16 protein-coding genes are annotated in these 17,415 nt (G+C 46.4%); 2 read left to right on the top strand and 14 right to left on the bottom strand.

Annotation, left to right across the window (positions count from 1 at the left end):
- The first annotated feature begins 5 nt into the window (after positions 1 to 5).
- Positions 6 to 1,541, top strand: coding sequence for a spore germination protein (locus ACFPA1_RS24630; protein ID WP_378586634.1), 1,536 nt, complete (start codon positions 6 to 8; stop codon positions 1,539 to 1,541).
- Between the two features lie 31 nt (positions 1,542 to 1,572).
- Positions 1,573 to 2,721 (top strand): Ger(x)C family spore germination protein, encoded by a 1,149-nt coding sequence (locus tag ACFPA1_RS24625; RefSeq protein WP_378586632.1) that lies wholly within the window; start codon positions 1,573 to 1,575, stop codon positions 2,719 to 2,721.
- A gap of 406 nt (positions 2,722 to 3,127) precedes the next feature.
- Here the strand turns inward: ACFPA1_RS24625 and nuoN are convergent, their stop codons facing one another.
- The 14 genes from nuoN to atpG form a co-directional block, all read right to left on the bottom strand.
- Positions 3,128 to 4,666 (bottom strand): NADH-quinone oxidoreductase subunit NuoN, encoded by a 1,539-nt coding sequence (gene nuoN, locus ACFPA1_RS24620; RefSeq protein WP_378586629.1) that lies wholly within the window; start codon positions 4,664 to 4,666, stop codon positions 3,128 to 3,130.
- Between the two features lie 6 nt (positions 4,667 to 4,672).
- Positions 4,673 to 6,178 (bottom strand): NADH-quinone oxidoreductase subunit M, encoded by a 1,506-nt coding sequence (locus tag ACFPA1_RS24615; protein ID WP_378586627.1) that lies wholly within the window; start codon positions 6,176 to 6,178, stop codon positions 4,673 to 4,675.
- Positions 6,175 to 8,043: an NADH-quinone oxidoreductase subunit L gene (gene nuoL / locus ACFPA1_RS24610; protein ID WP_378586624.1), complete on the bottom strand. Its 1,869-nt coding sequence runs from the start codon at positions 8,041 to 8,043 to the stop codon at positions 6,175 to 6,177. Before nuoL ends, ACFPA1_RS24615 begins: the two co-directional genes overlap by 4 nt.
- Before the next feature lie 169 nt (positions 8,044 to 8,212).
- Positions 8,213 to 8,527, bottom strand: coding sequence for an NADH-quinone oxidoreductase subunit NuoK (nuoK, locus tag ACFPA1_RS24605; protein WP_213147985.1), 315 nt, complete (start codon positions 8,525 to 8,527; stop codon positions 8,213 to 8,215).
- On the bottom strand, positions 8,524 to 9,051 hold the full coding sequence (locus ACFPA1_RS24600; protein ID WP_213147984.1) for an NADH-quinone oxidoreductase subunit J: 528 nt from the start codon (positions 9,049 to 9,051) through the stop codon (positions 8,524 to 8,526). The genes nuoK and ACFPA1_RS24600 overlap by 4 nt, the downstream gene beginning before the upstream one ends.
- On the bottom strand, positions 9,048 to 9,467 hold the full coding sequence (gene nuoI / locus ACFPA1_RS24595; protein WP_213147983.1) for an NADH-quinone oxidoreductase subunit NuoI: 420 nt from the start codon (positions 9,465 to 9,467) through the stop codon (positions 9,048 to 9,050). Before nuoI ends, ACFPA1_RS24600 begins: the two co-directional genes overlap by 4 nt.
- Before the next feature lie 79 nt (positions 9,468 to 9,546).
- On the bottom strand, positions 9,547 to 10,551 hold the full coding sequence (nuoH, locus tag ACFPA1_RS24590; protein ID WP_378586618.1) for an NADH-quinone oxidoreductase subunit NuoH: 1,005 nt from the start codon (positions 10,549 to 10,551) through the stop codon (positions 9,547 to 9,549).
- Positions 10,551 to 11,651, bottom strand: a complete 1,101-nt coding sequence (locus ACFPA1_RS24585) for an NADH-quinone oxidoreductase subunit D (RefSeq protein ID WP_213147981.1) — start codon at positions 11,649 to 11,651, stop codon at positions 10,551 to 10,553. The genes nuoH and ACFPA1_RS24585 overlap by 1 nt, the downstream gene beginning before the upstream one ends.
- A gap of 3 nt (positions 11,652 to 11,654) precedes the next feature.
- A complete protein-coding gene (locus ACFPA1_RS24580) occupies positions 11,655 to 13,061 on the bottom strand; it encodes an NADH-quinone oxidoreductase subunit C (RefSeq protein ID WP_378586615.1) in 1,407 nt (468 codons plus the stop codon).
- A gap of 3 nt (positions 13,062 to 13,064) precedes the next feature.
- Entirely contained in the window at positions 13,065 to 13,577 is a 513-nt protein-coding gene (locus ACFPA1_RS24575) for a NuoB/complex I 20 kDa subunit family protein (protein ID WP_213117142.1), read from the bottom strand.
- Entirely contained in the window at positions 13,568 to 13,942 is a 375-nt protein-coding gene (locus tag ACFPA1_RS24570) for an NADH-quinone oxidoreductase subunit A (protein WP_213117141.1), read from the bottom strand. The genes ACFPA1_RS24575 and ACFPA1_RS24570 overlap by 10 nt, the downstream gene beginning before the upstream one ends.
- 652 nt (positions 13,943 to 14,594) lie before the next feature.
- Entirely contained in the window at positions 14,595 to 14,999 is a 405-nt protein-coding gene (locus ACFPA1_RS24565) for a F0F1 ATP synthase subunit epsilon (protein WP_378586611.1), read from the bottom strand.
- A gap of 21 nt (positions 15,000 to 15,020) precedes the next feature.
- Positions 15,021 to 16,442, bottom strand: a complete 1,422-nt coding sequence (gene atpD / locus ACFPA1_RS24560) for a F0F1 ATP synthase subunit beta (RefSeq protein WP_378586941.1) — start codon at positions 16,440 to 16,442, stop codon at positions 15,021 to 15,023.
- Positions 16,443 to 16,507: 65 nt separating this feature from the next.
- Entirely contained in the window at positions 16,508 to 17,365 is an 858-nt protein-coding gene (gene atpG / locus ACFPA1_RS24555; protein WP_378586608.1) for an ATP synthase F1 subunit gamma, read from the bottom strand.
- Between the last annotated feature and the right edge of the window lie 50 nt (positions 17,366 to 17,415).

Below are 17,415 nucleotides of genomic sequence, written 5' to 3'. Positions count from 1 at the left end.
CGCCTTTGAGATTTTTCAAGCGACAAAAAAAATTACCAGCTCTTCTTCAGGAGCAAAGTGAAAATAATCCATTATCAGGAAATCTCGAGGAAGACCTTCATCGGTTTAAACAGCTTTTTGAAGGGGCTGCTGATTTTAGTTATCGAGAGCTGCAAATAGGTTCTAACTATTCAGCCGTTGTTTTATACCTGAATGGATTGGTTGATATGGAAAGAATGGAACTGAATGTCATCCAGCCTTTGATAAGCCGAAACGAGGAACTGCTCCAGCATCCTAAGCCGGCCCTTGACCAATTTAAGGGCGTTCTGAATGCATCTCAAGTGGTTCAGGAAGAAACGTTCCAAACAATCGTGGACCAACTTTTGACAGGCGGGACCATTGTCTTAATTAATACGTTTAAAAAAGTGCTTGTTATCAGCGAACAGAAATGGGAGCAGCGCTCCATTGATGAACCTGTTTCTGAAGCGGTTGTGTTGGGCCCGCGCGAAGGGTTTACGGAAAATATCCGTACGAATACCAGTATGATTCGTAGACGTTTAAAAACAACGAAACTGAAATTGGAATATTTGAAGTTAGGAAATCTCTCGCAAACGAATGTGGTCATTACCTATCTAGAAGGTATTGCAGAGGCATCGATTGTGGAGGAGGTTCGCAGCCGATTAAACAGGATTGAGATTGATGCGATTGAGGACAGCAGCTATATTGTTGAGTTTATTGAGGATGAGCCGTTCTCCGTGTTCCCCCAGATATTACAAACAGAACGGCCCGACCGGCTGGCTGGCAACCTGCTTGAGGGGAGAATCGGCATCATCGTGGACAACAGCCCGTTTGCCCTGATTGTTCCAGTCACTTTTTTTCAAATGATGAACTCTCCAGAAGACTATTATGGAAGGTTTATTATGACAACGTTTATTCGCTTATTACGGTACTTATTTTTATTAATTGCCTTATTATTTCCCTCTATTTATATTGCGGTGACTACGTTCCACCAGGAATTGCTGCCTACTAATCTTTTGTTCAGTGTCGCAGCCTCAAGGGATAAGGTACCCTTTCCTGCAGTTATCGAAGCGTTATTGATGGAAATCACCTTCGAGGCGCTGCGTGAGGCCGGGCTCCGCTTGCCAAGACCGATCGGGTCGACTGTCAGTATTGTTGGTGCGTTGGTGATTGGCCAGGCTGCTGTTGAAGCGGGAATTGTTTCCGCTCCGTTAGTCATTGTGGTCGCAACGACAGGGATTGCCTCATTCATGTTTCCGAGTTATCCATTGACAGGGGCCATCCGGCTTCTTCGCTTCTTTTTGATTTTTATGGCTGGGACGCTTGGTTTTTATGGTATTCTTCTCGGCGTTTTCTTTATCTTGGCTCACCTTGTACAGCTTCGATCGTTCGGTGTTCCCTATCTTGCACCGCTCGCTCCGTTTCATTTTAACAATATGAAGGATATCATCATTCGCGTCCCTTGGTGGAAAATGAATGAACGGCCTCATGAAACAGGTAAAAGTAATTTGAAGAAGATGAATTATAAACCTAGTAAATACTAGTTTGTTTTTTTAAAAAAGGGCAGGGATATGAATGAACGTGATGAGACTGTTTTTCCTATTAGTCATAACCATGTTTCTGACAGGCTGCTGGAACCGTATTGAGATTAATGATATTGCCATCGTGACAGCAATTGGATTAGACCTTGTGGAAGACGATAAGGTCCATCTCTCCCTTCAAGTAGCCATTCCATCAAAGCTGGGTTCGACATCAGGAAGCGGCGGAGAAAGCGGCAAAGGTTCATTGGTTATTTCCGATACCGGTGTCACGATTTCTGAAGCATTCCGAAATATTCAAGGCAAGCTTCCAAGACGGATTTTCTTTTCCCAAAGCCGGGTTCTGTTAATTGGCGAGGATTATGCCAAAAAGGGCGTCTCACCGGTTATCAATTTCCATACAAGGTACAATAAAACGCGGATCAACAGTTTTATTATGTTTACAAAAGGCGAAGCATCTAAAGTCATCAATAGCATGCCAAAGTTTGAGAATATTTCCGCCGAAGAAATAAAAGAACTTAACAAGCTGAACATTGGGCTGAAAGTTTATATACGAGATTTTCTCAATATGCTTCTTACAGATGGCTTGGAGCCATACGCACCACTGTTTACATTAGAAGCATTGGAAGTAAAACCGAATAATAAATCAGAGCACGTCCAAAGCATCAAGGGAACGGCCGTGTTTAAAGGGGACAAGCTAATCGGCTGGATGGATCAATTGGAAACCCGGGGTCTTTTATGGATCAAGAATGAAATAGAATCAGGGATTGTTTCCATTAAAATACCGAAGGAGCAAGGCGGAGGAAATATCAGTATGGAAATCCTCAAAACAGATACAAAGTTGGAACCGAAACTAAAAAGTGGTCATTTACAAATGAACCTAACTGTCTCCACTAGATTGAATTTAATAGAAAATGATTCACAGTTAAATTTATTTGATACAAAAGTAATCAAGGATTTGCAAAACAAAGTGGATAAAGAAATTGACGGACGTATTCAAATGACGGTTGATAAGGTCCAAAAGGAGTATCAGTCGGACATTTTAGGATTCGGGCAAGCGGTCTACAGGAAATACCCGAAACAATGGAAAACCAGCTATCAAAAGAACTGGGATCAAGAATTTCCTAGATTGGCGGTCACCATCCACACGAATTCTATTATAAAAAGAACCGGTGTAACTAAATAATTCCAAAAGGGGACATGACCATGCTACGGACCCTTATCATCGCCCTCGTTTTTGTCGTCATATTCATTTGGGAAACATCAGGGTTATTGAGAAAAAAGGAAATAAAAGAACTCATTATCTTTTCTTTTTTAACTTTGATCGGATTAGTATTATGTATCATTGGTGTAATACGGGATTTAATTTGATTTGGATTGTGGTGATGGTGAAAAATTGATTGTTTTACTTCAGATTAGTTACTTCTAAGATTACCTTTTTCCATTTACTCGTCACTTTACCGAGTTTACTCGCCTAATATTGACTTTTACTCGCCAACTTTTACGATTTACTCGCCCAAATCTAGATTTTACTCGCCACCCCCCTTTCTAAACATAAAAAAAGCCAGGCGATCCGCCTGGCTTAGGTAATTTTAACTAAAGAAATCCTGAACAATATCCAGGTTATTATGCATAAAATCGAGCGCGATGTTTGGCATGATACCGAACAACACCGAACCAACCACTGCAACAATCAACACAACCACAATTCCGAACGGCATGTTGAATTTGCTGCCCTTGCCCTCACCCTCGCCTTCAGATGCGGCCGGAGCCGGACGGAAGAAGATTTGTGTCATCACGCCGAAATAATAGAAATACGATACCACCGTCGTGGCAATCATCACCGAAGCCAACACGTAATGCGGCTGACCGGCAAAGGCACCCACAAAAATGTTTAATTTACCGATAAAGCCTGCTGTTCCTGGGAAGCCTGCCAAGGAAATCAACAGGATTCCCATTGTCACAGCCAGCCACGGTGAGCGGCGGTACAAGCCGGCAAAGTCCGTAATCTTCGTGGAACCCGTTTTTTCTGACACCACCTGAATCACTGCGAACGCACCCATGTTCATGAACAAGTACGCCAGCAAATAGAACCAGATGGAGTAGAACATATTCGATGTTAACGTTGTTACAGCCACTAATAAATAACCAGCGTGCGCGATACTTGAATACGCGAACATCCGCTTAATATCGGACTGCCGCAATGCCACAACGTTACCAATAATCATCGTAGCCGCTGCAATCACAGCAAGGTAATTTTGCATATCTAACAAAATTGGAATCGAACCCGGACCGTTTGTGGCCGCAGAACCAAATACCGTTAACAAAATCCGCACGACAATCACAAAACCGGCTGTTTTCGAAACAACGCTCAAGAACGATGTAACCGGCGTTGGCGCACCTTGGTACACGTCTGGTGCCCACATGTGGTATGGAGCAGCCGCCAATTTAAAAGATAAACCAACCAAAATCATCAAGAACGATAAGCCAAGCAAGTACGCCTGCTGCCCGTCCATTAGCATCGACAGCTGGCCCGCGATTTCCAGTAAGTTCGTCGAACCAGTTAAGCCGTACACATAGCTCATCCCGAACAACGCAATTGCGGACGAAATACCGCCGTTGATGACGTATTTCATCGCGGACTCGTTGGAGCTTAACCGGTCCTTCTGAATCCCCGCCAAAATATAAGACGGAATCGATAACAGCTCAAGGCCGATATAAAGCGTGATTAAATCGCCGCTTGAGGTCATCACCATGGCGCCTAATAACGCTGATAATAATAGGTAATAAAACTCGCCCGTATATCTTTCCAAGCCATCGGTCGCTTTGTAGCTAGTCGCCAAGAACAATACCAGCGCCCCGCCGCCTAGAATCAGCAGCTTAAATGCGATCGCAAAGCTGTCGAGGCGGAACGTGTCATGCAGAATCGACTCGACGTGACCGCCAGCCATTCCGAAGACCGAAACCATCGCCGCAAGGATGGCCGCAATGCCAATCCAGCCGAGGATTTTTCGGTCCATATGTTTTGGCATAAACAGATCCATAATCACCAAGATTGCAATCACAGCAAGGATGATGAATTCCGGTGTCATGATGCTCCAGTTTAACGATTGAAATTGCTCAAAACTCATCCTTCATCACCCTCCTAACCCAAGCATGATAGTCTCAAGTGTAGCTTGAAGCGGTGAGCTTAGGACACTTGGGTAAACACCAATTAACACGATTAATGCTAGTAAAACTACAACCGGCACGAACTCTACGCCCTTCAAATCGACCACACCGGTGAACTCGCGGTGCGCCTTGCCAAACGTCATGCCAAGTACAGCACGAAGCAGGTACGCTGCGGTCATGATGATGCCGATCGTTCCGACTGCGGCCACCCATGGAAGTTCCTTAAACAAGCCAAGGAAGGCCATGAATTCGCTGACGAATCCGGACATGCCTGGCAAGCCGAGCGACGCCATTGCACCAGCCAATAAGAAACCGGCTGCAAGTGGCATGCCTTTCGCCACACCGCCAAGGTTTTCGATGAGCGACGTATCGGTCCGCTCGTATAAAACTCCTACTAAGAAGAACAATAAAGCTGAAATCAAACCATGCGATACCACTTGGAAAATCGCACCTTGGACGCCGGCCTCATTCATGGCCGCCAGTCCGATAAGCACAATGCCCATGTGGGAAATCGACGAATAAGCCAAGACCATTTTAAAGTCAGATTGAATAAACGCCAGGAACGCTCCATAAAGCAGGTTGATCACGCCAAGAATAGCAATCAAAGTCGCAAGCGTTTCGAATTGCTTTGGAAAAATTCCCATTCCAAAGCGGATTAAACCGTACGCACCGATTTTTAGTAGAATCCCAGAGTGAATCATAACTACGGATGGCGGTGCCTGCACGTGGACTTTCAGCATCCAGCTGTGCAGTGGGAAAATCGGTAATTTTACACCGAACGCAATTAATAAGGAAATCAATAAACCTAATTTCAAGTCATCTGACAGCGGCGCACTTGGGTCCGCCATAATTTTTGTTAACAGGTCGATGTTGGTCGTGCCTGTTTTGGCAAAAAGAATCATGATCACGATTAACAGAACCGCTGAACCTAATCCGTTATAGATTAAGAAGCTGTAAGCTGCTTTTTCTTTTTCAAAATAACCCCATTTTCCAATCAAGAAGAAAGTTGGGATAAGCGTAATCTCGAAAAAGATGAAAAACAGGATTAAGTTTTCCGCTGTGAATACGCCGAGCATGCCGACTTCTAAAAGAAGGAACAGCATGAAGTAGCCTTTCCATTCTTTTTTCACAAACCGTGCTGCAATGGCCGCAAGTGTTGCGACAACGGCAGTTAACACGACGAGCAGCAGTTGGAAGCCGCTTAAACCAAGCTCATAATACACTGAAAAAATTGGCGCATCGCCGCTCATACCGCGGAATTGAATCCATTCATGTCCAAATGTGAAGTCCGATAATTTTTTTCCGGCAAGATAATGAGCGTACGCAGCAAGCGCTAAAGCTAGTGCTGGCAGTGTTGCCAGGAAGCCGACGAATTTGATCGCTTTTTCCTGCGATTTTGGCATAAAAGCTAACACGACAATACCTAGTAAAGGGGAGAATACTAGTGTTGTCAGAACCCAAGATAAATTCATTTCAAGTACCCCCCTGTTAATGCAAAGATGACCGCTAATACTGCGAGTCCGATAAAGGCCACTGCCCCGTAGGTTTGCACCTGTCCATTCTGCATTTTCGAACCTGTTCTGCCAAGCCCTTGCACGAACCCGGCCACGCCTTTGACGATGCCTTCCACTAAGAACACGTCAATGAAGCGCAGGAAGTAGCTGAAGCCTTTGACAAAATTAACGACGATTAATTGATAGAATTCGTCCACGTAATATTTGTTCAGTAAAATCGTATGCAATGTGCCGCCTGCGCCGCTGAGCCAGTCGCGGGCTACACTCCGCTTGCTGTACATTAACCATGCCAAGAAGATTCCTAGTAAGGAAACGACGGTGGCCGCAATCATGATCCAGGCTGGACCTTCGATATGGCTATGTCCGAGTGCTTCGTTGCCGTCAACAAGCCAGTCGCCAAGGAACGAACCGAACCATGGTGTGTTCACGTAACCGCCGATGATAGCCAATACGCCAAGGACAAGCATTGGCAGGGTCATTACGGATGGTGACTCGTGAACATGTTTTTGTTCGCCGCGCGCTTCGCCAGTGAACACCAGGAAGAACAGGCGGAACATATAGAATGCGGTAAAGAACGCCGCGATTAACGCTAATAGGAATAGCACCGGATGGCCGCCTTCCCATGCTGCGACTAGAATTTCATCTTTACTGAAGAAACCGGATAGTCCCGGCACCCCGCTGATGGCGAGAGTTCCGATTAAAAATAACGGACCGGTAAATTTTAACTTTTTCCAAAGGCCGCCCATTTCCTCGATGTTCTGAGTGTGAACAGCGTGGATCACGGAACCGGCTGCCAAGAATAGCAATGCTTTGAAAAATGCGTGTGTCATCAGGTGGAACACACCGGCCACATAACCGGCAGAACCAAGCGCCAGCATCATGTAACCAAGCTGTGAAACCGTCGAGTACGCAAGAACGCGTTTAATATCCGTTTGCACCAAGCCGATGCTGGCTGCGAAAATGGCCGTAAACGCACCGATAGTTGCTACAGTCAACAGCGCTGTTTGGCTCGCTTCGAAAAGCGGGAAAAGCGCAGCAACCAAGTACACACCGGCGGCAACCATTGTTGCGGCGTGGATTAACGCCGAAACTGGTGTTGGACCTTCCATTGCGTCCGGAAGCCAGGTATGAAGCGGGAACTGACCAGATTTACCAACCGCTCCGATAAAGATTAAGATGGCTGTCAAGGTAATCATCGTCTGTGATACAGCGCCGCCTTCCACTGCCTGGAAAATTTCGCTGTATTCAAAGCTTTTTGTTTGCCAGAAAAGAAGAATCATCCCGATAAACAGACCAACGTCCCCGATCCGCGTCATGATGAAGGCTTTCTTAGCCGCTGCCTTCGCTTCTTCTTTGTAAAAATAAAAACCGATTAATAGGAACGAACCGACACCGACAAGTTCCCAGAAGATATAAGTTTGGAGCAGGTTCGGCGAAATGACGAGACCGAGCATCGCAAACGTAAAAAGTCCTAAGTATGCATAGAACACTGGAAAGCGCTCATCCCCATGCATGTACCCTTTGGAGTAGGTATGTACAAGAAAGCTGACAAGCGATACGATAAACAGCATTAATGCATTTAATTGATTCACTTCAAAGCCCGCTGTTAGATGCAGATCTCCTATCGTGAGCCAGTCAAACTTGTTGATATAGGTTGGCTCTGAAAAGCGCTCGAATAACACGAGAATTGAGAAAACAAGCGATGCAAGCGTAAGCAGAATCCCCACATACGCACTCGCCTCCCTCAGCCGCTTACCGATGAGAAGAAGGATCAAAAACGATAATAGCGGGAAAAGCGGTATAAGCCATGCATTTTCCATCATTATCATCCTTTGTCTGGGTGGTTGAATGCCCCACCCGGAATTAGTCGAAATTGGCGTCGTCTCCACCTTGGGCGGACAAATGTCCACGCCTGGTGCCTGACACCCTTAGTGTGCTGTGCACTATTGTTACAGTGGCAATGCCCGCCTGACCGGGCCCATCTGCCACCTTTTAGTGTTTCATTTGGTCCATTTCGTCAATATTGACCGTTTTCCTGTTACGGTAAAGCGACATTAGGATAGCCAGACCTACAGCTGCTTCGGCAGCAGCGACGGCCATAGCGAACAACGCGAAAACCTGTCCGGTGATGGACGGGCTCAAGCCGTATTTGCTGAAGGTGACGAGATTGATGTTCACAGCATTCAGCATCAATTCAATGGAAATCAACACAATCACGGTATTTCTTTTTGTAAGCGCACCGTACAAGCCGATGCAAAATAAAATGAGTGCTAGTGCCAGGAACGCTGAAGCGGGGACTGAACTCATTTGCTATCCCCCTCCTTATCCTCTCGTTTTGCTAAAATAATCGCGCCGATCAGAGATGCTAATAGTAAAACAGATACAAATTCAAATGGAATAATATATTTGCTGTATAATGCTTTACCAACTTCCAGCGTGTTGTTTTCATGCAGGGTTGAAGGAACCTGCTCGATTGGGAAATTGTAAATGCCGACGTAAACGGCAAAGGCAAAGCCCACAACACCTAGGAATAACAAGATTTTTCTCCACTTGCTGCCATGAGAGCCACTATCACCCTCATCATCGTACGGCTTCGTTAACATGATCCCGAACAGCATGATGATCGTAATCGCACCGGAATAGATCAGTATCTGCACCGCTGCCACGAATTCGGCATTGAGCAGAATGTAGATTCCGGCAATGGCCACGAATGTGAAGATTAAGGCCACGACCATGTGTACGACTTTGTTCAGGTTCAGTAAAAGCACGCCGCCGATAATCGCCACAAGCGCAAGGGCCATAAATGCGAAAAACTCGCCTGTTAATGTCATGCTTTATTCACCTGCCGTACGTTTTCGTCGTTCTCATCCAAATATTCAAGGTTCTTAAATAACATGTCCCGGCTATATTCTGCCAGCTCAAAGTTATTGGTCATAACGATCGCCTCTGTCGGGCAGACCTCTGTACAAAGGTCGCACAAGATACAGATTTCAAAGTTAATATCATATGTGTCGATGATTTTCCCTTTTTTCGTTGGGTCCGGATGCTTCTTACCCGTTAACTGAATGCAATCCGTCGGGCAAATATTTGCACACTGGTTACAGACGATACATTTTTCAGGATAAAACTTCTGAATCCCGCGGAACCGGTCCGGAAGCGGCAGCGGCTCATTCGGATAATCATAAGTAACCTTCTCACGAGACAACTGCTTCAGGGTATACTTCAAGCCTTTAGCTAATCCAAGCACGTTTTTCACCCCTTTTAAAAATTTTCACTTCTATTAATATGTGGTGCCTATAAGCGGTGCCTGACACCCATTTATTTTTTTAAAAAAACAACGATTTGATGATGGCCGTCAACATAATGTTTGCTAATGCCACTGGCATTAAGACTTTCCAAGCGAATTCCATAAGTTTATCGGCGCGCATCCGTGGGAATGTGCTTCGGAACCACAGATAGAGGAACAAAATTGCGCAGAACTTCAACGCGAACCAAACGGCTCCCGGGATAAAGTCAAGGAATCCGAATGGGGCCATCCAGCCGCCAAAGAATAATACGGTAATTAAGGCCGTCATTGCGAACAAATACACATATTCTGCAAGCATGAAGAATGCCCAGCGGAAACCGGTGTACTCGGTATGATAACCGGCAACAAGCTCGGACTCTGATTCCGGAAGGTCAAACGGTGTCCGGGACAGTTCCGCAGTCGATGCGATTAAAAACACGATAAACCCGATTGGCTGCAGTAAAATGAACCAGCCGTGCTTTTGGGCATGAACGATATCATTTAGGTTCAAGCTGCCCGATAATAAAATAACACCAAGAACGGACATAACAAGCGGAATTTCATATGAAATCATCTGCGCTGTTGCCCGCGCTCCCCCAAGCAGGGAGTATTTGTTGTTGGAAGCCCAGCCCCCAAGCAGAATTCCGAAAACCGTCAAACCGGATACGGCCACATAGTAGAGCAGCCCGACGCCAAGGTCAGCGAACTGAAAACGGTCTGTAAACGGAATCGTTGCCAGCACCATGAACGATGGTGCGAAGGCGATGACTGGTGCCAAAATAAACATTGGACGGTCAGCCAGTTTCGGGATGATATCTTCTTTTAATAACAGCTTTAAAACGTCGGCAACGGTTTGCAATAGGCCAAAGCGTCCGCCGAGCTGGTTCGGACCGTGGCGGAGCTGAATGTAACCCATAACCTTCCGTTCCGCCAGGATAGAGTACGTAACAAACCCTAATACAACTAGTAGTAAGACAGCTCCAAAAATAAAGAAGAAGAAAAAGTTAAACCAACCAGGACTTGATTGCAGCAGATCCTGTATCATTAGCCATCCACCTCTCCAAGGACAATGTCAATTGCCCCTAAAATGGCAATCATGTTTGCAATGTTTTCTCCCTTTAATAGCTTCGGAAGAATTTGCAAGTTATAGAAAGATGGTCTTCTAAATTTTAAGCGGTACGGTTCTTTCTTCCCGTCGCTGTAAATATAGCAGCCAATTTCCCCGCGCGGCGATTCAATTCTGACAAAAGCTTCCCCTTTTGGCGCCTTAATGATTTTCGGCACCTTCGCGAGGATTTCGCCTTCCTCAGGGAACTGCTCAGCAGCCTGCTCTAAAATTTTCAACGATTCTTCGATTTCCGCCAGGCGGCACTGGTAACGCGCCCAGGCATCGCCACTTTCCTGAACTGGAACATCAAAGTCGAAGCGGTTGTAGATGGAATACGGCTCGTCTTTGCGCAGATCCCATTTCACGCCGGTACAGCGCAGGTTAACACCGCTCAAGCTGTATTGCAGCGCGTCTTCCTTCGAATACTTGCCAATTCCTTTTACTCGGTTTAAGAAAATCTCATTCCCGGTTACTAGGTCGTGGTAGCCGGCAAGCTGCTCGCGCATATACGGAACAAATTCTTTTACTTTTTGAATCCATCCCTCCGGCGCATCCCACTTGACGCCGCCGACACGCATGTAGTTAAACGTCAATCGTCCGCCTGAAAGCTCGTTCAGCATGTTAATAATCATTTCCCGCTCGCGGAAGGCATAGATGAACGGGGATGTTGCCCCAAGGTCAAGCAGGTATGTACCCCACCAAACCAGGTGACTCGCTACCCGGCCCAATTCCATCGCAATCACGCGCAGGAAATCCGCCCGTTCCGGAATCTCGATGCCCATCATCGTTTCTACTGCGTGACAGAGCACGTAGTTGTTGGTCATCGCCGAAAGGTAGTCCATCCGGTCTGTGTACGGAATAATTTGTGTATATTGCAGGTTCTCAGCCAATTTCTCAGTCCCGCGGTGCAGGTAACCGATGACAGGCTGTGCTTCGGTAATGATTTCCCCGTCCAGTTTAACGACAAGCCGGAATACGCCGTGCGTACTTGGATGCTGAGGACCTACGTTAAGCATCATTTCTTCTGTTTTGATCACTGGTTACACCTCCACATCATACGGCTCATAGTCTTTTCTCAGTGGATAGCCAACCCATTCTTCGCCAAGCATAATCCGGTGCAGGTTTGGATGCCCGGTAAACTTGATGCCAAGTAAGTCGTATGCTTCACACTCAGGCCAGTCAGCGCCCGCCCATACTGGCTGCAAGGATTCGATGATCGGCTCATTCCGGTCAATCTTCACCTTGAAGGCGACGGATTGACGGTTTTTGTATGAGTATAAGTGAACATAAATTTCCATATGTGTTTCAAAGTCAGTTCCGTGCAGCTCTGATAAATAGTCGAAGCCTAACAGCTCATTATATTTTAAAAATTGTGCAAGCTTAAAGTAGGCTTCCCGCTTCACCACAAGGGTAGGAACATCCTTAGATAGTTTATTAATATAAAAATCTTCTAAAACATTGGAACCCATGTTTTCTTCGATTACTTTAACGTATTTATCAAGGTACGGTTGGTTCGGTGATGGTTTTGCTTCGCCTGCTGACTCGGCAGCTCCTGCTCCGGCTGCACCGCCTTTTGCTGCGGCCGCTTTGGCCTTCGCTGCTGCTACTGCGGCTGCTTTCGCTTTGGCGGCGGCAATGGCTTTTGCTTTTTCATCATCACCTGCTGGTGCGTCTTCCGCTCCGCCTTCGCGTTTTGCTTTAGCTGCTGCCGCTGCTTTGGCCTTCGCTGCTGCCGCTGCCTTTGCTTTAGCCGCTGCCGCTGCTTTCGCTTTGGCGTCGTCTCCGGATGCTTCTGCAGCAGGTTCTGCGCCCTCGTCCGCGCCACCCGCTAGCTCCATTGCTTTCCGTTTCGCTGCTGCGGCCGCTTTTGCTTTCGCTACGGCTGCGGCTTTTTTCTTCGCCAGGTCATCGGCGTCCCCGCCTGCTCCAGCGTCTGCTGCTGCCGGTGCTTCTGGTGCTGCAGCAGGTTCTGCGGCCTGGTCTACACCACCCGCTAGCTCCATCGCCTTTCGCTTCGCTGCTGCGGCTGCTTTTGCTTTCGCTACAGCTGCGGCTTTTTTCTTCGCTAGGTCATCTGCGTCTCCCGCTCCTGCGTCCCCGGCTCCTGCTTTAGGTGCCTCCGGTGCTGGTGCTGCGGCCTCTGCTGCTGGCTCTTCATCCGCGATCCCTTCGCGTTTCTTTTTCGCTAACGCTGCTGCTTTCGCTTTCGCAGCGGCTGCTGCTTTCTTCTTTGCTAAATCGTCAGCGTCGCCTGCTCCTGATGCAGCAGGTGCCTTTTCCGGTTCAACAGGCTTCGGCTCAGCTTCTTGCTTTGGAGCAGCTGACTCAGCCGGCTTCTGACCTGGAGCTTCCCCGGCTGCACGGGCTGCTCGTTTCGCTGCCGCTTCGGCCTTTGCCTTTGCCACGGCCTCTCGCTTTAATTGTTCGAGATCTTTTTCCCCGCTCATTTATCAGGTCACCTTCTTCCCAGTCTTCGCTTCATAACGAATTTTTTCCTTTAATTTATTGATTCCATAAATTAAGGCAGCTGGGTTTGGCGGGCAGCCTGGGATATACACGTCAACCGGCACAATCTGGTCAACACCCTTGACGACGGAATACGATTTTATGTACGGTCCGCCAGCGGTTGCACAGGAACCCATCGCGATTACCCATTTTGGCTCTGGCATCTGGTCATACAAACGGCGCAAAATCGGCGCCATCTTTTTCGTAACTGTCCCAGAAACGATCATACAGTCAGACTGACGCGGTGACGGACGGAAAAACGATCCAAACCGGTCCAAGTCGTAGTGAGCCGCACCCACACCCATCATTTCTATCGCACAACAAGCCAGACCAAATGTCACCGGGTACAGCGAACTGCTTCGCGCCCAGGCCTTCACTTGCTCCAGCGAAGTCATAAACACATTCTGTTTTAACTCCTGCATCTCCAAATCGGTAACGCCATCTAGTTTTAGATCCATCGTAGCACCTTCTTTTTCCAAGCATACACTAGGCCTAATAATAGTAAGAATACGAAAATTAACATTTCGATCAATGCGAAAACGCCTAGCTTATCATAGGCAACCGCCCATGGATACAAAAACACCGTTTCCACATCAAAAATAACAAACATTAGGGCAAAAATATAATAGCGGACATTGAACTGTACACGGGAATCGTGAAATGGCTCAACACCGCTCTCATATGTGGTCAACTTTGCTTCGCTAGGTTTGTGCGGACGCAAAAGCTTACCTAAATATAATGCCACCACCGGCAGCAACACCCCGAGACATAGGAACACGAAAACTATCAGATAATTATTCTGATATACATTCAAAAGTTCCATGCCTATCCCCTCCAATGTTGTGAATTTTCATTAATATGATTGTAACCGAATTCATTATAGCATTGTTACAAACCCATGTCGACAAGCCAATCCTTTAATTTGGAAATCTATTCACAAACTCAATTTCCAAATTAAGGATGTTGAAAAACTGCCCCTCAAAAAGGTATTTTGTTACATAATTTTTCGGGTCTTTAGTCCCCCGATTGCCCCACAATACGCCTCCCAATTCGACAACTACCCCTATTTAAAACCAAAATCCCGCCCATGTCAGTGAGGTTTGTCATTTTTAGCCCAAACCTTTTTGAAAAATTACTGTTTGATTGGTTTTTCACATAAAAATTGGTCCAGGCTTCGCAGTTTGTACTCCCCGCTCCCTACATTCATATTCCAAAAATCAAAATTCATTCATTTTAAAGAATTTCGGAACTCGATTTGGCCGCTTCAAAAGGTTTACTCGTCTATATTGGGATTTTACTCGCCGAGTATTCAAATTTACTCGCCTAAAATTAAATTTACTCGCCAAATATCCCATATTACTCGCCAAAATCGAACATTTACTCGCCAACCCCATAAAACCAACCAAAACCCCACAACAAAAATAAAAAACCCCTCCAACCGGGATCAAAGCCCGGCCAAAGGGGTTGGATTAACATTATTTACCTGCTACATTCAAACGGTTGACCGCACGGCGTAATGCCAATTCAGCACGTTTGAAGTCGACATGCTCCTGCTGTGCCTGCTGGAGACGCTGTTCGGCACGTTCCTTTGCACGCTGCGCACGTTCTATATCGATATCTGAGGCTTTTTCAGCAGCCTGAGCAAGAACGGTTACCTGTTCAGGACGGACTTCTAAAAAGCCGCCGCTGACCGCGATTTGCTCTTGATTGCCGCCAGCCAATTTCAAACGGACAGCACCGATTTCTAGTGGTGCCACCAATGGAATGTGACCTGGCAAAATGCCTAGCTCGCCGCTTTTTGCTTTTGTACTCACCATTTCCACATCTGATTCATAAACCGGACCATCGGGAGTTACAACACTGACTTTAATCGTCTTCATATTTTACCCCTCCCTGAAAGGTTAGACCTCTACGCCCATGCGTTTTGCGGCCTCAACCACATCTTCAATGCGGCCGACAAGACGGAATGCATCTTCTGGAAGATGGTCATATTTACCTTCAAGGATTTCTTTGAATCCTTTAACTGTTTCTTTAACAGGTACATATGAACCTGGCTGACCAGTGAACTGTTCAGCAACGTGGAAGTTTTGTGATAAGAAGAACTGGATACGGCGCGCACGGGCAACGACTAACTTATCATCATCAGAAAGTTCGTCCATACCAAGGATCGCGATGATATCCTGTAATTCACGATATTTTTGTAATGTTTGCTGTACTTGACGAGCAACATTGTAATGCTCTTCACCAACAATATCAGGTGATAATGCACGAGAAGTAGAAGCAAGTGGGTCTACCGCAGGGTAGATACCCATTTCAGAAAGCTTACGCTCAAGGTTTGTTGTTGCATCTAAGTGAGCGAAAGTTGTCGCCGGAGCCGGGTCGGTATAGTCATCGGCTGGTACGTAAATCGCTTGGATCGATGTAACAGAACCTTTATTAGTAGAAGTAATACGTTCTTGCAATTTACCCATTTCAGTTGCAAGTGTCGGCTGGTAACCAACGGCAGATGGCATACGGCCAAGTAGCGCGGAAACCTCAGAACCTGCTTGCGTGAAACGGAAGATGTTATCGATGAACAATAACACGTCTTGTCCTTGCTCATCACGGAAATATTCAGCCATTGTCAAACCAGTCAAGGCAACACGCATACGTGCTCCTGGCGGCTCGTTCATTTGTCCGAATACCATCGCTGTTTGCTTGATAACGCCGGAATCTGTCATTTCGTGGTAAAGGTCGTTACCCTCACGAGTACGCTCACCTACACCTGCGAATACAGAAATACCGCTGTGCTCTTGCGCGATGTTATTGATTAATTCCTGGATTAATACGGTTTTACCTACACCGGCACCACCGAATAGACCGATCTTACCACCCTTAATATATGGAGCAAGAAGGTCAACTACCTTAATACCAGTTTCAAGAATTTCAACCTCAGTTGAAAGATTTTCATATGTTGGTGCTTCGCGGTGAATGGAATCACGACGTGCACTTGCTGGAATTTCCTCTTTTAAGTCGATTGCCTCACCTAGTACGTTAAATACGCGTCCAAGTGTTGGCTCCCCAACTGGTACGGAAATTGGCTTACCAGTATCTTCTACTTCTAAACCGCGGGTTACACCATCTGTAGATGCCATCGCGATTGTACGAACAGTATCATCACCTAAATGAAGGGCTACTTCAAGGGTTAGGTTAATATCTACTTCAGATGCGTTTTGCGCTTTTCTCACGACTTTAAGCGCATTATAGATCTCAGGAAGATGACCATTTTCGAACTTAACGTCAACAACCGGACCCATAACCTGAAGAACATGTCCTTTGCTCATCATTTTTCCCTCCTAACTTACTCTTTGCAAAAACTATCAAATTGGCGCTAAACACCAAATACTTACTATTCTAACGCTGCGGCACCGCCGACGATTTCCGTGATTTCCTGCGTGATCGCCGCTTGGCGGGCACGGTTGTAGCTTAATGTCAGGCCGCGGATCAGTTCGCCCGCATTGTCGGTTGCGTTACGCATTGCGGTCATCCGGGCAGCGTGTTCACTTGCTTTACTGTCTAACAGTGCACCATAAATCAAGCTTTCCGCGTATTGTGGAAGAAGGACTTCTAAAATCTCTTCTGCACTTGGTTCGAACTCATAGGAAGTGAGCTTATGAGAAGTAGAAATATCCGTTAACGGAAGCAGCTTCTTCTCAGTTACTTCCTGAGAAATCGCACTGATATAGTGGCTGTAATAAACAAATAATTCATCGAATGTTCCATCAGAGAACATGCCGACAGTTGTGCTTGCAATGTCTTTAATATCTTGGAAGCTTGGCTGATCGTTAACCCCGACGATATCAAGGACAACGTTGTAACCCCGCTTCACAAAAAAGTCACGCCCCACTCGGCCAATCGCAATAATCGCAAATTCGTCATTGGATGTATGACGGCTTTTGATTGATTGATGGACGCGACGGATTACGTTACTGTTAAACGCACCAGCAAGACCGCGGTCGGATGTAATCACGATGTAGCCTGTCTTTTTCACAGGACGATGGGTCAGCATCGGATGACTCACGCCGCCTGCACCAAGGGCAATCGATGCAGTCACTTCTTGGATTTTTTCCATATAAGGCACGAATGATTTCGCGTTCATAACACCGCGATTCCACTTCGCAGCGGAAGTCATTTCCATTGCCTTTGTAATTTGACTTGTCTTTTTCGTCGAATTAATCCGCGTTTTTATATCGCGTAATGAAGCCATTAGGTTCTCACCACCCTCATTCAAAGAATGTCAGGCGATGGCTACAGACA

This window comes from Neobacillus sp. GCM10023253, from assembly GCF_042653105.1.
GTDB lineage: Bacteria > Bacillota > Bacilli > Bacillales > Cytobacillaceae > Neobacillus > Neobacillus citreus.
This window is presented reverse-complemented; position numbering and strand designations above follow the sequence as displayed.

Excerpts from the sequence above, each read along its gene's own strand:
- ACFPA1_RS24625 (WP_378586632.1), top strand. The coding sequence starts at position 1,573 with ATGAACGTGATGAGACTGTTTTTCCTATTAGTCATAACCATGTTTCTG.
- nuoN (WP_378586629.1), bottom strand. The coding sequence starts at position 4,666 with ATGAGTTTTGAGCAATTTCAATCGTTAAACTGGAGCATCATGACACCG.
- ACFPA1_RS24615 (WP_378586627.1), bottom strand. The coding sequence starts at position 6,178 with ATGAATTTATCTTGGGTTCTGACAACACTAGTATTCTCCCCTTTACTA.
- nuoL (WP_378586624.1), bottom strand. The coding sequence starts at position 8,043 with ATGATGGAAAATGCATGGCTTATACCGCTTTTCCCGCTATTATCGTTT.
- nuoK (WP_213147985.1), bottom strand. The coding sequence starts at position 8,527 with ATGAGTTCAGTCCCCGCTTCAGCGTTCCTGGCACTAGCACTCATTTTA.
- ACFPA1_RS24600 (WP_213147984.1), bottom strand. The coding sequence starts at position 9,051 with ATGACATTAACAGGCGAGTTTTTCGCATTTATGGCCCTTGCGCTTGTG.
- nuoH (WP_378586618.1), bottom strand. The coding sequence starts at position 10,551 with ATGATACAGGATCTGCTGCAATCAAGTCCTGGTTGGTTTAACTTTTTC.
- ACFPA1_RS24580 (WP_378586615.1), bottom strand. The coding sequence starts at position 13,061 with ATGAGCGGGGAAAAAGATCTCGAACAATTAAAGCGAGAGGCCGTGGCA.
- ACFPA1_RS24575 (WP_213117142.1), bottom strand. The coding sequence starts at position 13,577 with ATGGATCTAAAACTAGATGGCGTTACCGATTTGGAGATGCAGGAGTTA.
- ACFPA1_RS24570 (WP_213117141.1), bottom strand. The coding sequence starts at position 13,942 with ATGGAACTTTTGAATGTATATCAGAATAATTATCTGATAGTTTTCGTG.
- ACFPA1_RS24565 (WP_378586611.1), bottom strand. The coding sequence starts at position 14,999 with ATGAAGACGATTAAAGTCAGTGTTGTAACTCCCGATGGTCCGGTTTAT.
- atpD (WP_378586941.1), bottom strand. The coding sequence starts at position 16,442 with ATGAGCAAAGGACATGTTCTTCAGGTTATGGGTCCGGTTGTTGACGTT.
- atpG (WP_378586608.1), bottom strand. The coding sequence starts at position 17,365 with ATGGCTTCATTACGCGATATAAAAACGCGGATTAATTCGACGAAAAAG.